This is a genomic window from Streptomyces canus (assembly GCF_041435015.1).
Taxonomy (GTDB): Bacteria; Actinomycetota; Actinomycetes; order Streptomycetales; family Streptomycetaceae; genus Streptomyces; species Streptomyces canus_G.
On sequence record NZ_CP107989.1, the window covers coordinates 8,498,317 to 8,519,946 of the forward strand.

The window sequence follows — 21,630 nt, forward strand, 5'->3', positions numbered from 1 at the left end:
CCCGTCTCGGCGGGGCCCTTTCCCTTACGCCGTGGCCAGTGACACCTCTGTCGACTTGATCAGGGCGACGACCGGGGCGCCGGCGACGAGGGCGAGGTCGGCCGCGGCGTCCGCGGTGATCGCGGACGTGAGGACGCCTCCCTCGACAGCGATCTTGACGGTGGCCATGGCAGCTCCCCTGGCGACGGCGGTGACCGTGCCGGGCAGCTGGTTGCGGATGGACACGTTCTGGACCGGGGCGGTGGCGAGGGAGACCTCCGTCGACTTCACCAGGGCGTGTACGGGCGAGCCCTGGGTGAGGCCGAGTTCGGCGATGGACTCGAGGGTGATCGCGGCCGTGAGGTCCTGGCCGCCGTCCAGACGGATCCTGACGGTTGCCATGGCCTCGCCCGGGGTGACGGTGGTGACGGTGCCGGGGAGCTGGTTGCGGATGCTCAGGGTCATGGGCATCAACGTAGGGCGTGTGGTGGACCGTGGCGGGGATGTGTGCGGTCACGCCGTTTTGGACGGTTCGCGTGCGTGCCCCGGTACGTGACGGCGTCAGCCCGTGTGGACCCGGGGGCGGCGCGCACGGTCCGGTTCTGCCTCTCGCAGCACCTCTCGGGTGACCGGGGCCACCTCGCCCTGGCCGAAGAGGAAGAAGCGGAGGAAGTTGGCGAAGGGGTTGCCCTCGGTCCACTCGAAGTAGATGTGGGGGGTGCAACGGGTGGTGTCGCGGACGTGGAGAAGGAGGGCGGCGAGGGCGTTGGGGATGGAGGAGGACTCCAGGGTCAGGACGCGGTAGCGGTTGTGCAGGACCTCGCCCCGGACCGTCAGGCTCGCCTCGAACTCCGAGGGGTCCAGGACCGTGACCTCCACGAATACGAAGTCCTCGCCGGGGATGTCGTTGTCCTCGCGGATCTGCTCGATCTTGTCGCGGTACTCGGCCTTGTCGCGCTGGTCGGGCTCGTTGGCGATGAAGCGTATCTTGCGGCTGGCCATGTCCCGGATGAAACGTTCCGCCATGTCGTCGAGCGTCACGTCGGTCACGCGGAGTTCGAAGGCGCGGGCCAGGCGGGACAGGAGAGAGACCAGGATGATGCCGGCGATGAAGCAGGCGCCGATCTTCACGCCGTCGGGGCGTTCGATGACGTTGACGACGGTCGTGTAGAGGAACACGGCGGAGATGACGGCGAAGCCGACGGTCCAGTTGCGCTGCCCGGCCTTGCGGGCGGCGATGGTCACCGCGATCGCCGCCGAGCTGATCAGCACCAGCACGCCGGTGGCGTACGCGCCGCCCTGGGCGTCGACGTCGGCGTCGAAGATCCAGGTGACCAGGAAGGCGATCAGGGTGAAGACGATGACCATGGGGCGCACGGCACGGGCCCAGTGCGGTGCCATGCCGTAGCGGGGCAGGTAGCGCGGCATCAGGTTGAGCAGGCCGGCCATCGCGGAGGCGCCGGCGAACCACAGGATGGCGATGGTCGAGACGTCGTAGACCGTGCCGAAGACGCTTCCGAGGTAGTTGTGGGCGAGGTAGGCCAGGGCGCGGCCGTTGGCCGGGCCGCCCGACTCGAAGTCCTTCTCGGGGATGAGGAGGGTGGTGATGAAGCTGGTGGCGATCAGGAAGCAGCTCATGACGAGGGCGGCGGTGGTGAGCAGCTTCTTGGTGTCGCGGATCCGGCCCTCGGGGTTCGCCTCGGTGTCCTCCGGGTCGCCCTTGACGTGAGGCATGACGGCGACGCCGGTCTCGAAGCCGGAGAGGCCGAGGGCGAGCTTGGGGAAGACGATCAGGGCCACGCCGATCATCACGAAGACGTTGCCGTGCTCGGCCGTCAGAGCGCTGGACCAGTCGGTGACGACATGGCCCGCGGTGATGACGTGCCACAGGCCGACGAGCACCACGACGACGTTGAGGGCGAGGTAGATGCCCACCAGGGCGACGGCGACGCCGATCGCCTCCAGGAAGCCCTTGAGGAAGACCGCGCCGAGCAGGGCGACCAGGAAGAGGGTGATCAGCATCTTGTGGTCGTGCAGGGTGCTGGTCAGGTGCGGGTTCTCGATCAGGTGGGTGGAGGCGTCGGCTGCGGACAGCGTGATGGTGATCAGGAAGTCGGTGGCGGCGAAGCCGAGCAGGGTGAGGACGAAGAGCTTGCCCTGCCAGAAGGACAGCAGCCGTTCCAGCATGGAGATCGAGCCCTCGCCGCGGGGGCTCTCCTCGGCCACCCGGCGGTACACGGGCAGAGCGCCCGCGAGGGTGACGATCACGAGGACGATCGTCGCGATGGGGGAGAGCAGGCCGGCCGCGAGGGCGGCGATGCCGGGCTGGTAGCCGAGGGTGGAGAAGTAGTCGACGCCGGTCAGGCACATGACCCGCCACCAGCGCTGGCCCTGATGGGCGGGTTCCGGCGCGGCGTGGGGGCCCGTGTGGCCGCCGTCCCTGCCCATGTCGGACAGGCCCTCCAACATCCAGGAGCGCAGGCGACTGGAAGGAGGGTGTTCGGTGGTGGCCATCGGTGGTGCTCCTGCGGTGCGGCTCAGCGGGGTTCCGGCCGCCCGGCTGACGGCGGGACCAGCGTAAGCGGAGAGTGACGCCTGGGCCCACGGATGGGGGGCGCCGGGGCGTCAAGCTTCCGTTAAGACTCGGTCGGCGAAGGCCTGCGACGGGCGACTGGGCTGTTGTGAGGCTCGTATCCGACCCGTGGGCCCGTACGGGCGGGTGGGTGGGGGTGGACACGCAGCGTCATGGGGAGGGGCACGTTGAACGTGCCTGTATCGCCGTAGGAGTTCAGGTGACGGCCGCCTCCGTGGCCGTAAGGGAGCCGTCAAAGGTCTGCTGGGCGCCGTATGGGACCCGTCAACAGGAGCCGTTTCCGGCCACGAAGCCTGTTTCCTCGAAGGACGGCAAGATCGTCGGGTCCTCGCTGATCGGCCAACAGGACTACGGCCTCGACTACTTCCAGCCCCGGCCTGCGAACGGTCTCGGAGAGAACTCGGTCAACACGCAGTACAAGCTGATCCTTTCCGGTGCCACCAACCGCTCCGCCGACAACCCCGAGCTCGTCGCGTCGGTGAAGGCGGCCAAGGCCAAGGTCGTCAGGGACAACTCCACCGCCGACTACAAGGTCGAGCCCTCCCAGGTCCCCGCGGACGCGGTCACCTCCTCCGGCTCCGGCCTCGACCCGGACATCTCCCCGGCCTACGCCGAGCTCCAGGTCCACCGCGTCGCCGAGCGCAACGGCCTGTCCGTCGCGCAGGTCGAGAAGCTGGTCCGGAGCCAGGCCGAGGGGCGCACGCTCGGCTTCATCGGGGAGCCCCGGGTGAACGTCCTCGAACTCAACATCGCGGTCAGGGCGCTTGCGGCGAAGGGCTGACGGCGTCACACGGCGTCACACGGCGACCCGGGTGGGAGTCGGCGGCCGGTTCCGGCATGCCTGACATGGAGCGTCGACGTGATGCGTGCGCTGCTAGGCCGGAGCCGGATGCCGATCCCGTGACGTCGGCCCGGCGGGGTTCCGACGGGCGGGCGGCCGTGCTGGGCCGACGCGGCCGAGGGCGAGGCCGGCAAGCCGTTCGGCATGGACGAGTGGCTCGCCCACTCAGGGCCGCGGTCCGCCGCAGCGAGGAGCCGCCGCTCGCGCCTGGGTGCTCCAGGAGGTCTGGGGGTGTCACAGAACGGGTGAGCGGGGGGCCGGGGTGGCTGGTTCCCGTCTGAACGTCCTCGTACAGTCCGTTCCGTAAGGTTCGCCGAATAGATCGAATGTTTCGGGCGAGCCGGAAGGGCCGACGCCGATACGGACGGACGGACGGACGGACACACGGACGGACGGGCGACGGCGCGGTGATCGTCGGCTTTCGCCCGGATCGCAGAGTCTGCCAGTGGGCGGGGACCGTACGGGCGCCGGATCGGCAACATTCGCGATCGTCGGGACCTCCTGGTCGTCGCGGGCGGCACCGTGCGCGGCCGCGTCTCCATCGACCGCGCCCGGTCGCCCCCGAGGGCGTACGACCCCCCTGGCGCCCGAAATTCAACTCCCTGCGGACCGCGGTGACTTCAAGCCCGTCGAGTCGGCGCCGTACCGGATCTTCCCGTGCAGCGGGCTCGCCGGCCCTCGGTCGCTGGCGGACCGTCCCGGACACCAGGCCCCGCACGTCACGTGCCCCCTTTCTCGGTGGCCCTCAGCGGCGTCCCGAACTGCCGTGCAGCCGCCCGCCCGCCCGAACGCCGCGACAGGCTGCACGAAGGCCCAGTGCCTCGACGTCGAGGTGGGCACGACGTCGAGGTGGGCTGGGGGAGAGGCGAGCGTGATCGCCCGGAGTGGCCCGGTGCGGCAGTTCCTCGCGCGGTGTACTCGTCGAGGAGGAGCCGCCCACTCCGACGGGCGAGATCCGCACCGGCCGCCTGCTGCTCCCGACGGGGCCGCGGATGCCGTGCATGGGCGGCCCCGACCTGCTCGTCCCCGGCGCTGACGAGTCCCTTCGGTCGCACACGACGGCCGGCGTCTCTCCGTGCAGGTGGTCGGAGGGCTTCACCCTCCGGGCGATCGGCACGGACGTCAGCGAGGGTGCCGTGGCCTTCGACTGGTTCGACTCCTCAACATTCCCTGTGCACAAGGGGTTGCCACCGTTTGGCAGCTGTCTCTAGGGTGCGGCAGCAGCGAAGCTTTCTGGATCATCTCCGAAACTTTCGGACCGCAGGACGGACAAGGACGGCTCCGTCCCGTACCCAAGGAGCGCATCATGGGCGACCCGGCACTGTCCCGCCGTGGCTTTCTGGCGGCATCCGCCGCGGCCGGTCTGGGCATGACGACACTGACCGGCTGCGGCGGCGACTCGGACGGAGGATCGTCCGACGGGACGACCACGGTGGAGTGGTGGAACATCTCCACCACCGAGCCGGCGAAGAGTGTCTGGGCGGCCCTCGCCAAGAAGTTCGAGGCCGCGAACCCCAAGATCAAGATAAAGATCGTCCAGCTGGAGAACGACGCCTACAAGTCGAAGATGACGGCGCTGACCGCCTCCGGGAAGCTCCCTGACATCTTCCACACCTGGGGTGGCGGCGTCCTCAAGCAGCAGGTCGACGCCGGGCTCGTCGAGGACCTGACGGACCGGACCAAGCCCTGGGCCGACGGTCTGCTGAAGGTCACCAAGGAGCCGTACATCCTCGACGACAAGGTCTACGGCATCCCGTTCGACATGGGCATGATCGGGTTCTGGTACAACAAGGCGCTCTTCAAGCAGGCCGGCGTCAGCGAGCCGCCCACCACCTGGGGCGGGTTCCTGGAGGCCGTGAGCAAGCTGAAGTCCAAGAACATCACGCCCATTGCCCTCGCGGGCAAGGAGAAGTGGCCCGGCATGTACTACTGGGCCTACCTCGCGATGCGCACCGCCGGCATCGACGCCCTCCAGAAGGCCAGTGAGGACAAGGACTTCACCGCTGCCGGGTTCGTCCAGGCCGGCCGGCACCTCAAGGAACTCGTGGACCTCCAGCCCTTCCAGAAGGGGTTCCTCAACGCCGCCTACTCCACCCCCACCGGCCAGGCGGCCGCCGTCGGCAACGGCAAGGCGGCCATGGAACTCATGGGCCAGTGGGCCCCGTCCGTGGAGGCCGACTCCGGCAAGGGGCTCGGCAGCAACCTGGGCTTCTTCCCGTTCCCCGCGGTCGAGGGCGGCAAGGGCGCCATCACCGAGGTGTTCGGCGGAGGCGGCGGACATGCCCTGCGCCGGGGCGCCCCGCAGGCGGCGGTCGAGTTCCTGAAGTTCTTCGCCTCCGAGGCCACCGAACTGGAACTGGTCAAGAAGACCGGCACCCTTCCCGTGCTGCCGAACGCGGAGAAGGCCATGACCGACCCCAACCTCAAGCTCGTGCAGGCGCAGTTGAAGGCCGCCACCGGCTTCCAGCTCTATCTCGACCAGGCGTACGCACCCGCCGTCGGCCAGGAGGTCAACGACAGCGTGGCCGCGCTGATCGCCGGCTCCAAGTCCCCCGAGCAGGTTGCCCAGTCGATCACGCAGACGGCGAAGGAAGAGCAGTAGCCCGCGATGACCTCCACGTTCCTCGCAGACAAGCGGAGCGGTCCGGGCACCGATCTCCCGCCCCCGGAATCGGTCAGGGCCCGGGGGCGGGGCCGCCGGCGCGTACTGCACTGGCTGACCGCGGTGGGCTTCCAACTGCCCGCCCTGGTGCTGTTCATCGGCATGGTCCTGCTGCCGATGCTGTTCGCGCTGTACGCCGCCTTCTTCCGCTGGGGCGGCTTCGGCATGCCCTCCGACTACATCGGCACGGACAACTTCACCCAGCTCTTCGACAACCCGGTCTTCCTGGGCGACCTGTGGCGCTGCCTGGTCCTGGTCGTGCTGTCCCTCGCGTTCCAACTGCCGTTCGCGCTCGCCATGGCGGTCCTCCTCAACCAGAAGCTGCGCGGCAGAGCCGTCTACCGAATGCTGTTCTTCGCGCCCTACGTCCTGTCCGAGGCGATCACCGGCGTGCTGTTCAGCATGGTCTTCGCCCCGGACTCCGGACTCGCCGACCACATCTTCGGCGCGGTCGGCCTGGACGGCGTGGGCGGGCTGTGGTTCGCCGATCCCTCCTACGTCATGGCGACGCTCTTCCTGGTCATGATGTGGAAGTACTTCGGCTTCCACATGATGCTCTACCTGGCCGGACTCCAGTCCATCCCACGGGAGTTGACCGAGGCGGCTCTCATCGACGGCGCCAGCGCCTGGCAGCGGTTCCGCAACGTCACCCTGCCGCTCCTCGCGCCCACCCTGCGGATCAGCATCTTCCTGTCCGTCATCGGCTCGATCCAGCTCTTCGACCTGGTGTGGGTGGTCACCCAGGGCGGCCCCGACCACCACTCCGAGACCATGGCCGTGACCATGTTCCAGTACGGCTTCAAGCGCTACCAGGTCGGCTACGCCAGCGCGATCAGCGTGGTCATGTTCGGCATCTGCCTCGTCTTCGCCCTCGCCTACCAGCGGTTCGTGCTCCGCCGCGACCTCGAAGGGGCCACCACGACGATGAGGGGGGACGGCAAGTGACCGCCCGCAAGACCACCGCACGGACCCTGCCCCTGCACGTGATCCTCGTCGCCGTCGGCGCGGTGATGGTCGTACCCCTGGTGTACGCCGTCCTGTCCGGGTTCAAATCCACCGACGAGCTCTCCAGCAACCCCTTCGGGCTACCGAAACACTGGCTGACCAGCAACTACACCGACATCCTGGCCGGGGGCGACTTCTGGCGGCTGCTCGGCAGCAGCACGCTGATCGCGGTCGGTACGACGGTGCTGGTGGTCGCCGCGTCGGCGCTGGCCGCGTTCTCCTTCGCGCGGTTTGCCTTCCGGGGGCGGGAGGCGCTGTTCACGCTCTTCACGATGGGGCTGATGTTCCCCTTCGCGGTGGCGGTGCTGCCGCTGTTCCTGTTGCTGCGCTCGCTCGGCCTGCTGGACAACCCATTGGGCGTGATCCTGCCGCAGGCCGGCTTCGGGCTGCCGATGACGATCATCATCCTGCGCGCCTTCTTCCGGGAGATCCCCGGTGAGCTGGAGGAGGCGGCCACGCTCGACGGGTGCAGCCCGTTCGGGTTCTTCTGGCGCGTCCTGCTGCCGATGGCACGGCCCGCGCTCGGCACGGTCTCGGTGCTCGCCGTCGTCACCAGCTGGAACAACTTCATGCTGCCGCTGCTGGTGTTCACCGACAACACGTGGTGGACGCTCCCCATCGGTGTGCAGCAGTTCCAGGGCCAGTACTCCGCGGAGTACGCCCGCGTCTTCGCCTATCTCGTCCTGGCGATGGTCCCCGCCCTCGCCTTCTACTCGGTCGCCGAGCGCCAGCTCGTCGGCGGCCTCACCGCCGGTGCCACGAAGGGCTGACCCCGGCGCTTCGAAAAGTACGGCTCACCCCGCCCGCACGTGAGGAGTCGCACCATGCGCAAGAACCGTCTCAGACTCGCCGGAGTCCTGGCCGCAGTGGTGGTCGCGGCCGCCGCTCCCACCGCCCAGGCCCACGGCAAACCGCCCACCCTCGCCGACCTCGCCCAGCGCCACGGCCGCTACTTCGGCAGCGCCACCGACAACCCCGAACTCGTCGACGGGCCGTACAAGAAGATCCTCGGCAGCGAGTTCGACCAGATCACGCCGGGCAACGGCATGAAGTGGTACGCCACCGAACCCGAGCAGGGGGTCTTCGACTGGACCAACGGCGACGAGATCGTGAACCTCGCCCGCGCGAACCACCAGAAGGTGCGCGGCCACACCCTGGTGTGGCACAGCCAGTTGCCCGACTGGATCACCTCGCGCGAGTGGACGGCGGCCGAGCTGAGGCCCGTACTGAAGAAGCACATCCAGACCGAGGTACGGCACTACCGCGGCAAGGTCTTCGCCTGGGACGTCGTCAACGAGGCCTTCAACGAGGACGGCACGTACCGCGAGTCCGTCTTCTACAAGACCCTCGGCCCCGGATACATCGCCGACGCCCTGCGCTGGGCCCGCCAGGCCGACCCCAAGGTCAAGCTCTACCTCAACGACTACAACATCGAGGGGATCGGGGCGAAGAGCGACGCCTACTACACCCTGGCCAAGGAGCTGAAGGCGCAGGGCGTCCCGCTCGACGGCATCGGTCTCCAGACCCACCTGGCGCTCCAGTACGGCTATCCGACCACGCTGGAGGACAACCTCCGCCGCTTCTCCAAGCTGGGCCTCGACACCGCGCTCACCGAGGTCGACATCCGGATGATCCTGCCGGCGACCGAGGAGAAGCTGGCCCAACAGGCCCAGTGGTACGCCGACTTGACTGATGCCTGTCTCGCGGTGCGCCGGTGTGTCGGGATCACGATCTGGGACTACACCGACAAGTACAGCTGGATACCCGCCTTCTTCGAGGGCCAGGGGGCCGCGCTGCCCTGGGACGAGCAGCTCCAGCCGAAGCCGGCGTACCACGCGATCCGGGCGGCGCTGAAGTAGGGGGGCGGGGGCCTACGCGGCTGCCGCCGTCTCATCGGCGCGCTTCCGTCGGGCCCGGAGCGGAGAAGCGCGCTCCGAGCGACTCGGATGTGCCGGGCCGGTGGCCGACGGTGGCCGCTCGGCCGCCGCCGGCTGGGGCCGCGGTAGGCCGGCCCCCGGGACGCCGGCCACCGCCGTTGGGGGTGGAGGCGGGCCAGGCCCCCGGTGTGCCTCCCTGGGAGCCTGTCTCCGCGACCGGGGCCGCTTCGCCAGGGCGCGGGCGGCTTCGGCGATACGCCCGAGGGCCTGCGCGCGGGTCCCGCCGGTGGTGCGGGGCCCAGCGCACGTGCTCGCGTGTGCCGGGATGGTGGCCTGATGCACGGGACGGGGCGTGATCTGTCGGCGGGGGCTGGCGGTGCGGGTCCGGCCGGGATGGTGGCCTGATGCACGGGACGGGCTGTGATCTGTCGGTGGGGAGCTGGTGGTGCGGGGGGCCGGTGTGGTTGCGGGTGTTGGGATGGTGGCCTGATGCACGGGACGGGCTGTGATCTGTCGGTGGGGAGCTGGTGGTGCGGGGGGCCGGTGTGGTTGCGGGTGTCGGGATGGCGGTCTGATGCACGGGGCGGGGCGTGATCTGTCGGCGGGGGTGAGGGGGTTGGGCCGGCGGGTTGCGGGTGTCGGGAGGGTGGCCTGATCCGCCGGGTGGGTCGTGATGGCCGGTGGTGCGGGGCCCGCAAGGGTGCCTGCATCTGCCGGGGTGGCGGCTTGATCCATCGGACGGGCCGTGATCCGTCAGCGGGGGGCGGGTGGTGCGGTGCTCGACCGCACCACCAGTTCCGTGCCCAGCTCCACGCGCGGTGAGTCCGGGCGTTCGCCGCGGGCCAGTTTGAGGACCGTGCGGACGGCCAGCTTGCCCATGTCGGCGAGCGGCTGGCGCACGGTGGTCAGTGGGGGCGCCGACCAGCGGACTTCCGGAAGGTCGTCGAAACCCACCAGGCTCATGTCCTCCGGCACCCTCAGCCCGCGTCTCCTCAGCGCCTCGACCGCGCCGAGGGCCATCTGGTCGCTGGCCGCGAAGACGGCGGTCGGCGGTTCGGGCAGCTCGAGGAGCTTCTCGCAGCCGGCGAAGCCGGACTCCGGGTGGAAGTCGCCGGGCACGACCAGGGACTCGTCGAGGGTGAGCCCGGCGCCCTCGAGAGCGGCGCGGTAGCCGTCGTAGCGGGCCCGCGAGCACAGCAGCCGGGGCGGCCCCGCGATCAGGCCGATCCTGCGGTGGCCCAGCGACAGCAGGTGCTCGGTGGCCGCGAGCCCTCCCGACCAGTTGGCGGCGCCGATGGTGGGGGCGTCCAGTGCGGGGGAGCCGGCCGGGTCGACGACCACGAGCGGGACGCCCAGGGCGCGCAGCTCGTCGTGGAGGACCGTGTCCAGCGCCGAGGTGACGAGGACGACCCCGTCGGAGGCGCGGGCGCGCAGATTGCGCATCCACTCGCGTGCGGCGCCCGAGCGGCCGTGGATCGCGGAGACGACAGTGCCGACGCCCTCGGCGTGGGCGACCTCCTCGACACCGCGGATGATCTCCACGGCCCAGGGGCTGTCGAGGTCGTTGAAGACCAGGTCGAGCAGGGCGGCGCGGGTGCCGGGGGCCGCGGGGCGCCTGCGGTAGCCGTACTGCTGGAGCAGCTGCTCGACGCGGGCGCGGGTGTGCGGGGAGACGTCCGACCGGCCGTTGACCACCCGGGACACCGTCGGCACCGAGACTCCGGCCTGCCGGGCGATCTCCGTGATGGTGACCCTGCCCCGGGGCTCGGCGTCGGCCTTGCCTGCTGTCACTTGCCCACCTCCGCGTCCAAGCCTCGAAACTTCCAGGAGTCTTCCGGAAAAGTGGGGTCATACACAAGGCGTCACAGGGAGTGATCGCCGTGGGACATGCGTCGGGGCCGGTGCGCAGACAGCCGCTGCGAGCCGGCCCCTCAGATCTCCGGGCGGTACGGCGGCCGCCCGGGCGTTTTCAGGCGGCCGCGACCGCGACCGGGCGGTGCGGCGCGATGACCCGGCCGTCGGGCAGGAGCTCACCGGTGTCCTCGAAGAGCAGAACGCCGTTGCACAGCAGGCTCCAGCCCTGTTCCGGGTGGTGCGCCATGAGGCGGGCGGACTCCCGGTCGGCGGAGGCGGCGGTGGGACACGGTGGCTGGTGCTGGCACATTGGTGGGATCTTTCGCTGTGTTGTGGTCATGACGTCCCCCGTTTGCGATAACTCAGTCGGAACCCAGTGTTGCCCTACGGGCGTCAATCCGCAGGTATTTCGCATCACCACTTCTTCACAGATTGGAGACGCGTCACCCGGCCGGACGGTTCATCTCAACTGCACTGTCCCTTCGGGTGGTTCGCAGTGGCCGGATAGGGCTAGTCCACCTGGAGTCGGGCCCGAGTTCGGCTCGTCCGAGCAATTGTGCGCTCGTACGAGCAAATAGTCTTCTGTGTGATCCCTGGGGATTGTCTACGACCCTAATGGCACCGGAAACGGAGTCGTACCCCGCTACCCGGAATCAGGGGCGGGGTACGAGTGCGGTGGGCGATGCGCGCGGACGAGGATTCAGGCGGGCGAGCCCAGCAGTGGGGCCGGTGTCACCCGATGGGCCAGTACCGGGAGGAGTTCGGCTGCCCGGTGCGGGCGGTGGGCGGCGATGCCGGGTGGCGCCGGTGCCAGTGGGACGAGCAGGTCGGTGGCGGCGAGGTGGCCCGTGCCGGCGTCCGCCGCGCAGTCGCCGTGCAGCCACAGCGCGAGCATGTACAGACCCGGGATCGACAGCAGGCGCGGCTGATACGGCTGCTGCATCACCTCCGCCTGACGCAGTGCCCGCTCGGTGGACGCGATGTAGGGGCCCTCGAAGAAGTGCGAGAACGCCCAGCCGTCCGGGGTCAGCATGGTCTCGGCCGCGGCCACCGAGCGATCGCCGCAGCGGATCAGGAAACGCCACCCGGTCAGCCGGGTGGCGGTGCCGTCCAGGACGTGTACGGGTAGGGGGAGCTCGGGTGTGACGGGTCCCTGGGCGCGGAGCAGGGAGGGTGTCCGGGCCTCGCGGACCGCGGTGGGCGAGGCGAGTGCGGTGAGGACGGAGCGAAGTGCTGGGGCGGGAGCCGGGAGGACATGCAGCGGCATGGTGGGTCGCCTCTCAATCGACAGGCACGGTGGCGCGAGGGCGGGGGCGGACGGCGCTGTCAGCTCACGAAGGTCAGAGAGGCGGGGGCCGGGGTCCGGTGACGCGGGTGCGGGTGAGGACTGCGGTACGTCACCTGACGGCAGGATCCAGGACCGCGGGTGCCAACCCTCTGCCTTGTTCGCGAAGTTTATACGACATGTGTTCAGACAGTGTTTCGTCTAGCCGCTTCCAGCGCGCGGGGCAAGGGGCCATTCGGTCGGCGATACGCGAGAATGATCCCGATACCGTGACTCTCCGGCGGCGGTGACCTCGGGAAATGTTCGGGAAGTGGTCGGCCAATTCTCGTCGGCGTTTTTCACGAGTTCTTCGGGGCACTCGAAACTGCTGAGTGCTCCATGCCGAGTGAATGTGCCACCGGTCACTTCCGACAGGGTAGCGCGCTCGGGGCCGACGCGGGACGTTACCGATCGTTCCGGCTGGGCATCATCCCACCTGACTCATGACGCATCGAGGAGGGACCCTTCGATGGGGGAGAAGGTCGTGGCAGGCCAGTTCGACCTGTCCGATCGCCAGCGCTACCGCGACAAGCTCCGCAGGTGCCTGACGGGGCTGGAGCGGCTCCTGGCGGAGCAGCGGTTCGATCGTCCCCAGAACCTGATGGGGCTGGAGATCGAATTGAATCTGGTCGGCACCGACGGTATGCCGAGAATGCTGAATGGAGAGGTCCTCGAACGCATCGCAAGCCGAGATTTCCAAACAGAACTCGCCATGTTCAACCTGGAAGTCAACATCGCCCCACACAGGCTGGGCGGCAGGGTATTCGACCGGCTCGCCGAGGAACTGCGGACCTCGCTGGCGTACGCCGACCGTAAAGCGGGCGAGGTCGACGCGGGAATCGTGATGATCGGCATTCTGCCCACCCTTGACCGGGACGACCTGGTCTCCTCCAACCTGTCCGACGTCGACCGCTACACCCTGCTCAACGACCAGATCGTGGCCGCCCGCGGTGAGGACTTCGTCCTCGACATCGACGGGGTGGAACGCCTCACCTGCACCTCGAAGTCGATCGCCCCGGAGGCCGCCTGCACCTCCGTGCAACTGCATCTCCAGGTCACGCCGGGACGCTTCGCCGATGTGTGGAACGCCGCGCAGGCGGTGGCCGGCGTGCAGATAGCCGTCGGCGCCAACTCGCCCTTCCTCTTCGGGCGCGAGCTGTGGTGCGAGTCCCGCCCGCCGCTCTTCCAGCAGTCGACGGACACCCGTCCGCCGGAGCTGCAGGCCCAGGGAGTGCGGCCGCGTACGTGGTTCGGGGAGCGGTGGATCTCCTCGGCGTACGACCTCTTCGAGGAGAACCTGCGCTACTTCCCGGCCCTGCTGCCGATCTGCGACGAGGAGGACCCGCTGGAGGTCCTCGACCAGGGGGGCGTGCCCTCCCTCGCCGAACTCGTCCTGCACAACGGCACGGTGTACCGCTGGAACCGGCCCGTCTACGGCATCGCCGACGGCGTCCCGCACCTGCGTGTCGAGAACCGCGTGCTGCCCGCCGGCCCCACCATCACGGACGTCATCGCCAACGCGGCCTTCTACTACGGCCTTGTCCGCGCCCTCGCCGAGGAGCCGCGGCCGGTGTGGACCAGGCTGCCCTTCGAGGCGGCCACGGCCAACTTCGACGCGGCCTGCCGGTACGGCATCGACGCGCGCATGGTCTGGCCCCGGCGCGGTCGTTTGGGCGGCACGGTCGAGGTCGACGCGGCGACCCTCGTACGCGACGAACTGCTGCCGCTCGCCGACGCGGGCCTCGCCGGGTGGGGCATCGAGCGCGCCGACCGGGACCTCTACCTCGGGGTGATCGAGGAGCGGTGCCGGCGCCGGGCCAACGGAGCCTCCTGGCAGGCGGCGACGTTCCACCGGGCACTGGAGGCGGGACTGTCGCGGGACGCGGCGCTGGCGGCCACGACACGGCGGTACCGCGAGCTGATGCACCGGGGAGAGCCGGTGCACACCTGGCCGGTGGGGCTGCCGGAGCCGGTGCCGCTGGGGTGAGGGCCCGGGGCGACGCGCGGAGTCAGTCGCTGACGCTGCCGCCCCGGGCACCCGCGGCCACGATCGCCTTCAGGATCACCGTGTGGATCTGGGAGGGGTCGTTGACCTGCTGGCCGGAGCCGCCGGTGGCCTCGGCGAGCTGTTCGGCCTCCGCACGGTCGGCGTCGGGGCCCACCGCGATCACGATCAGAGGGACCGGGCGTTCGGGGTTGGAGAGTTTCTCCAGTTCGGAGACCAACGCTCCGCGCGAGATGCTGCCGGGATCCTGGTTGACGCCGTCGGTCAGGACCACCAGCGCGTTGAACTTGCCCTTGGCGTAGGAGGAGGTCGCCGCCTTGTACGCGGCGAGCGTGGTGTCGTACAACCCCGTCGCTCCGCCCGGCACCGGCTCGAGGCCGCCGAACGCCGCCGACAGCCGCTCGCGTTGGGTGCCGGTCCCGTCCGCGCTGTCGCCCAGACGGTCCGTCGGTACCAGGACCTTGTAGTCCTTGTCGCCGTCGAGCTTGGTGGAGAACTTCCACAGGCCGATCTCGTCCTCCTGGGTGAAGGTCGCCAGGGCCTGGAGGAGGGAGGCCTTGGTGACGTCCATCCGGGAGCGGCCGGTGCCCGGCACGGCCTCCGACATGGAGGAGGACGCGTCCACGACCGTCGTGATCCGGGCACTCTGCACGGTGATCGTCCAGGTGCCGAGGGCCTCCTGGAGCGCCGCCGCCGAGGCGGGCTCGGCGGCGGGTTCCGCATAGGGCTGCGGCACCTCGCCACCGGCCTTCGCGACCAGCGTCTTCGACACCTGGTCGGCGGAGGTGCGGAACCCCCGGTCCGTCAGCAGCTGTTCCTGCTCGGGCTTGCGCAGGTAGGTCATGAAGCGGATCGCCGCGCGGCTCTCGTCGGTGGTCAGTCGTGTCTCGTCGACCAGCGCGTAGGGGTAGTCCAGCCGCGGTGAGCCGTCCTTGGGGTAGAAGAAGTCCAGACCGTCCCCGGACTCCGCCGAGGAGTTGTGGGCGAAGGCCGCCTGTTCGGACAGGACCAGCGCCTGATTGCGCTTCGGATTGCCCTGCTCGGTGCCCGAGGAGTCCCGCGGCAGCGTCTCCACGAGCCGGCCGTCGCTGTCCGAGATGCGCTGGGAGAGGGCCTTCATCATGGCCGCGGCCTTCGTCTCCCCGCCGGCGGTCTCGCCCGCCGCACTCGTGAGCCGGGTGAGGGCGAGCAGCCCGGTCGCGCTGCGCGCGGGGTCGGCGGCGCCCAGCTTGAGGGAGTCGTCCCGCAGGGTGGCGCCCGCCAGTTGGAGCCAGCCGTACGTCTTCTTCGGCCAGCCCAGTGACTTCCCGGCGGTCGGCACCGTTGCCATCCCGACCGGGCTGGAGGCCACGTTGCCGACACGGGCCACTTCCGTCGCGTCGCCGTCCGCGGAGATCTGCTCGACCCACACGTCCGAGTCCGGCACCCACACCTGCACGCCGGGGTCCTTCCCGGCCGCGAGGGTGTCCCTGACCTTGTACGACTCGCGCGCGGTCACCGTGATGTCGACGCAGCGTCCGTCGGAGGTGAGGTTCTCGTCGCGGGCCCGCTCGGCAGCGCTGCGCAGGGCGGGGGCGACGTCGGGGGAGGCGGCGAGCTCGAGCCGGACCGCATCGTCCCGGCAGGAGGAGCCGAAGGAGAGCAGACCGCCCTGGACGGCGGCGGCCGTCCCGCCGGCGACGGTCAGCACGAGGACCGTCGCGATGGCCACGGTACGGCGGCGCGCGCGTGGGCGGGGGTCGCTGCCGCCCGCCCCATACTGATCGGGCAAGCTGTGACGTCCCATGACGGTGGTGCCCTCCCCTGTCGATTTCCGTGCCGGCACGGCCGTAAATGGCAGGAAAGAGGGAGGCACGCCCCCCGTACGGCGTCCGTCCCCCCGACGGCCTTGCGCACGATCTTCGTCACTTCTTTCGAAGGACCCTAGCGGGGCGGGGGTGGGGATGAGGCTGGATTACTCAACTGGAGGCAGGTGTGCAGGCGGAGGAAGGGGCAGTGGCCGATTCTTTTCCGCAGAAGGCGCTCTCACGGAGGATTTTCCGTGACGAGACGCTGCTCGTTCTGGGGCTTTCGCTCGGTGCGAGTGGTGTGTCCGCGCTGATCAGTTTTGTCGGGTCGGTCACCAAACCAGGGGGTCTCAAGGACCAGGCGGCGACCCTCAACGCCTCGGCCGCGCCGGGCCGTCCCTGGCTGGATCTCGCCTGGCAGCTCTTCGGGATCGCGTCGGCCCTGGTGCCCGTGCTGCTCGTCGCGCACCTCCTGCTGCGCGAGGGGCAGAGCCTCAGAACCCTCGGCTTCGACCGCACCCGGCCCGGGCCCGACCTTGCCCGCGGGGCCGGGATCGCGGCCGTGATCGGCAGCACCGGTATCGCCTTCTATCTGGCCGCGCGTGGTCTGGGCTTCAACCTCACCGTGGTGCCCGAGGCGCTGCCGGACGTGTGGTGGAAGTACCCCGTACTGATCCTCTCGGCGATGCAGAACGCGGTCCTCGAAGAGGTGATCGTCGTCGGCTATCTGCTGCGCCGACTCCACCAGCTGGGCTGGACCCCGGGCACCGCGCTGGTGGCCAGTTCCGTACTGCGTGGCAGCTACCACCTCTACCAGGGCATCGGCGGCTTCCTCGGCAACATGGTGATGGGCGTGGTGTTCGTCTACCTGTACCGCCGGTGGGGGCGCGTGGGCCCCCTGGTGGTGGCGCATTCCCTGCTCGACATCGGGGCGTTCGTGGGCTACGCGCTCCTCGCGGGGAAGGTGGGCTGGCTGCCGACCGCGTGATCAGGCGAGCAGTTCGCCCTCGATGACCGTGACCGCACGGCCCGTCAGCAGCGTGCGCCTGCCGCGCAGCCCGGTGCGGACCCGGCCGGAGCGGCGCGAGGCCTGCAGCCCGGTGAGATCCGTACGGCCGAGACGCTCCGACCAGTAGGGAGCCAGAGCGGTGTGGGCGCTGCCGGTGACCGGGTCCTCGTCGATGCCGACGTTCGGGAAGAAGCAGCGGGAGACGAAGTCGTAGCCCAGGTCCGGGTTCTCGGCGCGGGCGGTGGCGATGACGCCGCGCTCCGCATAGGCGGACAGGGCCTTGAGGTCGGGGCGCAGGGCGTGGACGGATGTCTCGTCGGCCAGTTCGAGCAGCAGGTCACCGATGTTCGGGCCGGTGTCGAAGGCGGTGAGGGGCTCGGTGCCCAGCGCCTCGGCGACTCCCTCGGGAAGTTCGACCGGGGTCAGCGGGGCCGTCGGGAAGTCCAGGGTGATCGAGCCGTCCTCGCACGGTGTCGCGCTGAGCACACCGCTGCGGGTGGCGAACCGCACCGGGCCCTCATGGGCACCCGTGCTGTACAGGACGTGGGCCGTGGCGAGCGTCGCGTGGCCGCACATGTTCACCTCGGTGGCGGGCGTGAACCAACGCAGCGCCCAGTCGGCCTCGCCGTCCCCGGGGAGCCGGTGGGCGAAGGCCGTCTCGGCGTGGTTGACCTCCAGGGCGATGTTCTGGAGCCGGTTGTCGTCCGGGAAGGCGTCGTCCAGGAGCAGGACGCCGGCCGGGTTGCCGGTGAAGGGGCGGGCGGTGAAGGCGTCGACGATTCGGATGCGCATGGCCCGACGGTACGAGGTGATCTCGCGGCCTGGACAAGGCCAATTCGGGGTCGCTGGACCGTTTTCCGTGCCGGGATCCGGGGCGCGTCCTGTCACGCTGATCCGTCGCCCGGTGTCTTGAGGCCGATCTCCTCGAGACGGGAGACACCCTGAACGCGGCCAACCGCCTGACGCGGCGCGACGACGTGACGCGCTGATCACCGTCGGCTGCTGCTCGACGTGTTCGCTCCCGACGTCGCCCTGGTGAGCGACGGCGGCGGCGTCGAACTGGCCGCGCTACGGGGGAGTCTCCCTCTGCCCATTGCGCTCTCGGTGGCGAGCCTCCATTATCAGGAATCCTGTTACTTTAATTTTGTAGCGATGGGTGTTCAGCCATGCCGTTCAGCCCCGGAATCCAGGCCAGAGGGATCCAGCTCCTGCTCGGTCGCGTGATGTCCCGCGTCCACAAGGACCTGCGCTTCACCGACGTCCCGGCGCGTACCGAGAGCCTTCGGGTGGAGACCGGTGCCGGACCGGTGACGTGCACCGTCTACCGCCCGCCGGTCACCACGGACACCCCCGCCCCCGTGTACGTCAACTTCCACGGCGGCGGGTTCGTGGTCGCCCGGCCCGAGCAGGACGACCACATCTGCCGCTACATAGCCGCCACGGCCGGTTGTGTCGTGATCAACGTCGACTACTCGGTCGCACCGCAGCGGCCGTTCCCCGCGCCCGTCACCCAGGCCTACGACGTCACCGCGTGGGTCGCCGAGAACGGTGCCGCCGGTGGCTGGGACGGTTCGCGGCTCGCCGTGGGCGGACACAGTGCCGGAGCCAATCTGACCGCCGCGGTCTGCCGCCTGGCGAGGGAACGCGGCACCTTTACGCCCCGGCTCCAGATCATCGACTCGGCACCGCTGGACCAGGTCGCCGATCCGGCCACGAAGCGGTCCCTCGTCGCCAAGCCGCTGCTCACTCCGCAGCTCATGCGGATCTTCAACGCCGCCTATGTTCCCGATCCCGCCGACCGTGCCGGGCCCCTCGTCTCGCCCGCCCTCGCCGACGACCTCGCGGGTCTTCCTCCCGCCCTGGTCATCACCGCGGAGAACGACCGCCTGCGCGACGAGGGGGACGCCTACGCCAAGGCTCTGGAGGCCGCCGGCGTCCCGGTCACCCACCGCGTCTTCGAGGGCGTCGACCACTACTTCACCCACACCGGTCCGGTACCGGCCGGAAAGGAAGCCATCGACCTGATGGCCACGGCGCTGCGCGACGCCTTGGGGGCGGGCGACTCCTGACCTCCTGGACCCGGGCGGAGGCGGCGCCCCGGGCCGCTCGGTTTCCCGCGCGCACGGTCTCGCGCCCCGCGAAGCCCGAGGGGAAGTCGGCAGAGGTGTACGGGTGAATCGGTGTCCACTCCTCGCCGGTCCCGTGCCGACCGTCGCCGACTGAGGTGCGCGTCCTCGACCGGCTTCGGCTCCGGTGGGATCTGTTCACGCCGTGCAGGCGCTCCCCGCGCCGCCGACGGCCACCGATACCGCGGCGCGCGGTAATGCGGTCCATGCTCACCGACCGGGCAGCGGCCGCTTGACCGGCGGAGCAGCTTTCCCGTACTCGGTTCACCGGAAGGGCCTTGTCATGCGATCGGTTCCGATATATCGTTGAAGCATCGCGACAGATCAACGATGGAATGGAGTGATTGCGATGCGTACCCACGGATTCGAGCGTGGACATGGTGGAGCCGGTCGTAGGGGCCGTGGTGGCCCTGAGGGCCTGCGCGGCGCCTTCGGGCCTTTCGGCCCGGGCGGTCCCGGTGGTCCCGGCTTCGGAGGGCCGGGCTTCGGCCCCGGGCCCTGGGGGCCGAGGGGGAGGGGCGGACCCAGGGGGAGGGCGCGGCGCGGTGACGTGCGGGCCTCGATCCTGGCCCTGCTCAAGGACCGGCCCATGCACGGTTACGAGATGATTCAGGAGATCGCCGAGCGCAGTGGCGGGGCGTGGAAGCCCAGCCCGGGTTCGGTGTACCCCACCCTCCAGCTGCTGGAGGACGAGGGGCTGATCGCCAGTGAGACGGAGGGCGGCAAGAAGCTGTTCGCCCTCACCGAGACCGGTCGTACCGCGGCCGACGAGGGCCCCGACGCGCCGTGGGAGGAAGCCTCCCGCGGCATCGACTTCGAGGCGCTCGGCGAGATCCGGCAGGCCGGCTTCGGCCTGATGGAGGCCTTCGGCCAGGTCTGGAAGACCGGCAGCAAGGAGCAGCGTGAAAAGGCGCTGACCGTCATCAACGAGGCCCGCAAGAAGCTGTACCTCATCCTCGCCGACGAGGGCTGAGACGAGTCCGGGCAGTCGTAGGGCGATCAGAAGGCGCCCCGTGGAGCGATCCGCGGGGCGCCTTCCTGTGGGCGGCGCACTTGTGCCGCGCTCACTTGTGCCGCGCTCACTCCACCAGTCCGGCCAGCTTCCGCAGTGACTCGTTCAGTGCGGCCGTCCCCGAGTCCTTCAGTTTGCCCGCCATCAGCGAGACGGCGGCGCCCGTGAACTCGCCGTCGATGCGGACCGTGGTGGCGTCGCCGTCGGGGGTCAGGGTGTAGCGCGTGGCGACGCTCACCGCCATCGGGCCCTTGCCCCGGATGGCGAACAGCCGGGCCGGCTCCACCTGGTCGATGGTCCACTCGACCTCGGCGGGGAAGCCCATCAGCTTCATGTTCTCCTGGAAGGTTCCGCCCGATTCGAGAACCGTCGGGCCGCCCTTGGGGAAGCTCGTGTGGGTCGCGTTCCACTCCCCGTACGCGGACCAGTCGGTGAGCTGGGCCCAGACCTTCTCCGCGGGTGCGGAGATGAGTGCCTCCGCGCTGATTTCCGCCATGCGGCCACCTCTTCGTGTCGGGCTGTGGTGTCGCGGAAAGTAGCCGCAGGGGGCGCAACATTCAATACTGATGAACCGTCAGAAAACATGGAGGTGTGTTCAGCCCACCTGCCGTATCACCGCCGCGTCGAACAGACCCCACGCGCGCGGGAACGCGCTCTCGTCATGGCAGCGCCACTTCCCAGAACAGATCGGCGAGCAGCGCGTCCTCCGGGGTGTACACCCGGTACACGTACTGCTTGCCGTCCACGGCCGGCAGTGCCACCAGCCGGCTCCTGCACTCCATGCCTGTGGGGGACGAGGGACGTCGTATCGCGGTTGCGCAAGGGGCGCACGGCAGGGCGGCGCGCGTCCACCGGGGCTGAGCGGCTTGATCTCATCCGTAAGGAGGAGATTCCGGCTGCGGGGTCCGCTCTCCGTGGGACGCAAAGATGCTTCCCCTCGGGGATGACCCGATGCGGTGGGGCTGATGAGGTGGGGGATGTGCACCCCCGTATCCCCCGGCAGTCGGCCCGCGAACAGAGCGGCCCGCCGCCGGTCAGTCCGGACGGCGATGTCAGGCTCAGCGCGGAACTGACAGCGGTGGTGTCCGGTGCCCGCAGGCGCGCGCTGCGGGACGGGGACCGGCAGATCGACACGGCCCATCTGCTGCACTCACTGCTGGACGCCGACGCCGAGGCGTACGCCGTCTTCGACGCGGAACCCCAGTTGCCGAGGCTCCTCGGTTATCTCGTGCAGCGCAGCATCGGCTACGGACTGCGCTGGCAGAGCAGCATCGAGGACTCCGGCGCCGTCCCCGCGGTCACGGCGACCGAGGGCCTCTCGCCGCTCGCCGCGGGCGCGATGGAATACGCCTGCGCCCGGGCCGAGCACCGCGCCGACGGACCCGCCCGCGGGATCGATCTACTCGCGGCGATCCTGGTGGACCCCGAGTCCCGGGCCGTCGAGGTGCTGACCCGGGCGGGAATCGAGGCCCGTGCCGTGTCCGCGAGGATCGACGACCGTCTGCCCGGAGGCCTGTCGGGCGGCCCGCCACGGTCCAGCCGCTGAGACAGGAGTC

At 69.8% G+C, this 21,630-nt stretch carries 18 protein-coding genes; 10 read left to right on the forward strand and 8 right to left on the reverse strand.

Annotation, left to right across the window (positions count from 1 at the left end; genetic code table 11):
• Positions 1–24 precede the first annotated feature (24 nt).
• Both OG841_RS38795 and OG841_RS38800 read right to left on the reverse strand, forming a co-directional pair.
• Positions 25–444 carry a TOBE domain-containing protein gene (locus OG841_RS38795; protein ID WP_328637131.1) on the reverse strand — a complete coding sequence of 140 codons (420 nt, stop codon included), beginning with the start codon at positions 442–444 and terminating at the stop codon, positions 25–27.
• A gap of 96 nt (positions 445–540) precedes the next feature.
• A complete protein-coding gene (locus OG841_RS38800; protein WP_328637130.1) occupies positions 541–2,493 on the reverse strand; it encodes an amino acid transporter in 1,953 nt (650 codons plus the stop codon).
• Between the two features lie 278 nt (positions 2,494–2,771).
• Here OG841_RS38800 and OG841_RS38805 point away from each other — a divergent pair, with 278 nt between their 5' ends.
• The 5 genes from OG841_RS38805 (at position 2,772) to OG841_RS38825 (ending at position 8,939) form a co-directional block, all read left to right on the forward strand.
• A complete protein-coding gene (locus tag OG841_RS38805; protein ID WP_328637129.1) occupies positions 2,772–3,353 on the forward strand; it encodes a potassium-transporting ATPase subunit C in 582 nt (193 codons plus the stop codon).
• Positions 3,354–4,719: 1,366 nt separating this feature from the next.
• Positions 4,720–6,015 carry an extracellular solute-binding protein gene (locus OG841_RS38810; RefSeq protein ID WP_328637128.1) on the forward strand — a complete coding sequence of 432 codons (1,296 nt, stop codon included), beginning with the start codon at positions 4,720–4,722 and terminating at the stop codon, positions 6,013–6,015.
• Between the two features lie 6 nt (positions 6,016–6,021).
• Positions 6,022–7,020, forward strand: coding sequence for a carbohydrate ABC transporter permease (locus tag OG841_RS38815; RefSeq protein ID WP_328637127.1), 999 nt, complete (start codon positions 6,022–6,024; stop codon positions 7,018–7,020).
• 65 nt (positions 7,021–7,085) lie between these two features.
• On the forward strand, positions 7,086–7,850 hold the full coding sequence (locus tag OG841_RS38820; RefSeq protein WP_371570938.1) for a carbohydrate ABC transporter permease: 765 nt from the start codon (positions 7,086–7,088) through the stop codon (positions 7,848–7,850).
• Between the two features lie 54 nt (positions 7,851–7,904).
• Positions 7,905–8,939, forward strand: coding sequence for an endo-1,4-beta-xylanase (locus OG841_RS38825; protein WP_328637125.1), 1,035 nt, complete (start codon positions 7,905–7,907; stop codon positions 8,937–8,939).
• A 771-nt stretch (positions 8,940–9,710) separates the two neighbouring features.
• On the opposite strand, the gene OG841_RS38830 is transcribed toward OG841_RS38825, so the two are convergent.
• The 3 genes from OG841_RS38830 to OG841_RS38840 form a co-directional block, all read right to left on the reverse strand.
• Entirely contained in the window at positions 9,711–10,748 is a 1,038-nt protein-coding gene (locus OG841_RS38830; protein WP_328637124.1) for a LacI family DNA-binding transcriptional regulator, read from the reverse strand.
• 178 nt (positions 10,749–10,926) lie between these two features.
• Positions 10,927–11,121: a DUF5999 family protein gene (locus tag OG841_RS38835; RefSeq protein WP_371570941.1), complete on the reverse strand. Its 195-nt coding sequence runs from the start codon at positions 11,119–11,121 to the stop codon at positions 10,927–10,929.
• Positions 11,122–11,511: 390 nt separating this feature from the next.
• On the reverse strand, positions 11,512–12,078 hold the full coding sequence (locus OG841_RS38840; protein WP_326670465.1) for a hypothetical protein: 567 nt from the start codon (positions 12,076–12,078) through the stop codon (positions 11,512–11,514).
• A gap of 526 nt (positions 12,079–12,604) precedes the next feature.
• Here OG841_RS38840 and OG841_RS38845 point away from each other — a divergent pair.
• Complete coding sequence (locus OG841_RS38845) at positions 12,605–14,122, forward strand: glutamate--cysteine ligase (protein ID WP_371568996.1); 1,518 nt, start codon at positions 12,605–12,607, stop codon at positions 14,120–14,122.
• Between the two features lie 22 nt (positions 14,123–14,144).
• Here the strand turns inward: OG841_RS38845 and OG841_RS38850 are convergent, their stop codons facing one another.
• Positions 14,145–15,926, reverse strand: a complete 1,782-nt coding sequence (locus tag OG841_RS38850) for a substrate-binding and VWA domain-containing protein (RefSeq protein WP_371568999.1) — start codon at positions 15,924–15,926, stop codon at positions 14,145–14,147.
• Between the two features lie 188 nt (positions 15,927–16,114).
• On the opposite strand from OG841_RS38850, the gene OG841_RS38855 reads away from it, so the two are divergent.
• Complete coding sequence (locus OG841_RS38855) at positions 16,115–16,915, forward strand: CPBP family intramembrane glutamic endopeptidase (protein WP_328637121.1); 801 nt, start codon at positions 16,115–16,117, stop codon at positions 16,913–16,915.
• Here the strand turns inward: OG841_RS38855 and OG841_RS38860 are convergent, their stop codons facing one another.
• Positions 16,916–17,728 carry a PhzF family phenazine biosynthesis protein gene (locus OG841_RS38860; protein ID WP_328637120.1) on the reverse strand — a complete coding sequence of 271 codons (813 nt, stop codon included), beginning with the start codon at positions 17,726–17,728 and terminating at the stop codon, positions 16,916–16,918.
• Between the two features lie 374 nt (positions 17,729–18,102).
• On the opposite strand from OG841_RS38860, the gene OG841_RS38865 reads away from it, so the two are divergent.
• A complete protein-coding gene (locus OG841_RS38865) occupies positions 18,103–19,005 on the forward strand; it encodes an alpha/beta hydrolase (RefSeq protein ID WP_328637119.1) in 903 nt (300 codons plus the stop codon).
• A gap of 406 nt (positions 19,006–19,411) precedes the next feature.
• A complete protein-coding gene (locus tag OG841_RS38870) occupies positions 19,412–20,035 on the forward strand; it encodes a PadR family transcriptional regulator (protein WP_328637118.1) in 624 nt (207 codons plus the stop codon).
• A 106-nt stretch (positions 20,036–20,141) separates the two neighbouring features.
• Here the strand turns inward: OG841_RS38870 and OG841_RS38875 are convergent, their stop codons facing one another.
• Entirely contained in the window at positions 20,142–20,570 is a 429-nt protein-coding gene (locus OG841_RS38875) for a type II toxin-antitoxin system Rv0910 family toxin (RefSeq protein ID WP_328637117.1), read from the reverse strand.
• A 483-nt stretch (positions 20,571–21,053) separates the two neighbouring features.
• Here OG841_RS38875 and OG841_RS38880 point away from each other — a divergent pair, with 483 nt between their 5' ends.
• On the forward strand, positions 21,054–21,620 hold the full coding sequence (locus OG841_RS38880) for a Clp protease N-terminal domain-containing protein (protein WP_371569005.1): 567 nt from the start codon (positions 21,054–21,056) through the stop codon (positions 21,618–21,620).
• Positions 21,621–21,630: the final 10 nt, after the last annotated feature.